At 63.4% G+C, this 1547-nt stretch carries 1 protein-coding gene; it reads left to right on the top strand.

Annotation, left to right across the window (positions count from 1 at the left end; translation table 11 throughout):
* The coding region (gene dnaA / locus ASG00_RS00680; RefSeq protein ID WP_235559014.1) for a chromosomal replication initiator protein DnaA at positions 1-1217 on the top strand (1217 nt) is incomplete at its 5' end.
* Positions 1218-1547 lie beyond the last annotated feature (330 nt).

Consider the following 1547-nt stretch of genomic DNA (forward strand, 5'->3'; position numbering starts at 1 on the left):
CGATCATGGAGGCTCTCAGTGTCGCGTCGCCCGACGGTGAGGTGACCTCGTTCCGCGTGGTCGTGAATCCGGAACTGAGTGACGCGCACCTGAGCGCTCCGGCGCCGTCGTCGACGCCGTTGCCCGCTCCGCCCGTGCCCCTCGCCGATGACGTCGCCGACTCGCCGAGCACCCCGCTGCGCTCCGACACCCGACTGAATCCGAAGTACACGTTCGACCGATTCGTCATCGGGCAGTCCAACCGCTTCGCGCACGCCGCGGCGGTCGCCGTCGCCGAGGCGCCGGCGAAGGCGTACAACCCGCTCTTCGTCTACGGCGACTCCGGGCTCGGGAAGACTCATCTCCTCCACGCGATCGGCGACTACGCGCAGAGCCTCTATTCGGGCATCCGCGTGCGCTATGTGTCCAGCGAAGAGTTCACGAACGACTTCATCAACTCGATCGCCAACAACCGTGGCTCGGCGTTCCAGGCCCGCTACCGCGATGTCGACATCCTGCTGATCGACGACATCCAGTTCCTCCAGGGTCGCGCCGAGACGCAGGAGGCGTTCTTCCACACCTTCAATCAGCTGCACGACCACGACAAGCAGGTCGTGATCACGAGCGATGTGCCGCCCAAGCACCTCACCGGGTTCGAGGACCGCATGCGCAGCCGCTTCGAGTGGGGTCTGATCACCGACGTTCAGGCGCCCGATCTCGAAACCCGCATCGCCATCCTCCGGAAGAAGGCGCAGAACGAGCGACTCCACATCCCCGACGAGGTGCTGGAGTACATCGCGACAGTCGTGTCCACCAACATCCGTGAACTCGAGGGCGCGCTGATCCGGGTCTCCGCGTTCGCGAGCCTCAATCGGTCCTCCCTCGACATGTCGCTCGCACAGCAGGTGCTGAGAGACATCGTCGACCAGGACGACGCGAATGTGATCTCGCCGACCGACATCATCACTGCGACCGCGCAGTACTTCAAGCTCTCGGTAGACGACCTCTACGGGTCGAGCCGCTCGCAGGCGGTCGCGACCGCACGGCAGATCGCGATGTACCTGTGCCGCGAGCGCACGAGCCTGTCTCTGCCGAAGATCGGCCAGCTCTTCGGCAATCGCGACCACACGACCGTCATGTACGCCTACAAGAAGATCAGCGACCTCATGAAGGAGCGTCGGTCGATCTACAACCAGGTGTCCGAGATCACGTCGCAGCTGGGGCGCAACGCGCGCTGATCCGATCGCACATCTCGGTGCGTCACTTCCCCCCTTGACACGGCACACAGGGAACGCCAAGATGCACTTTCCCCAGTGTGCATAACCTGTGGATAACTGTGGATCTCGACCCCGATCCTGTGGGCTCGATCGCGGTGCGCATGAGAACGCGTCGATCCTGACATCGCCGCACCACATCGGCCTCCCCCGGTCACTCACAACTTCCACGCGTGTAGTTCCCCACGCAGGACAGGGATCCGCGGGGTTATCCACACTGTCCACAGGCGTTAACACCATCACTTAAGTCCTCTCTCCTTTCAGCGGTTCGATCACCCTTGCGAACAGGTCGGG

It is taken from the genome of Microbacterium sp. Leaf351 (genome assembly GCF_001423825.1).
GTDB lineage: Bacteria > Actinomycetota > Actinomycetes > Actinomycetales > Microbacteriaceae > Microbacterium > Microbacterium ginsengisoli.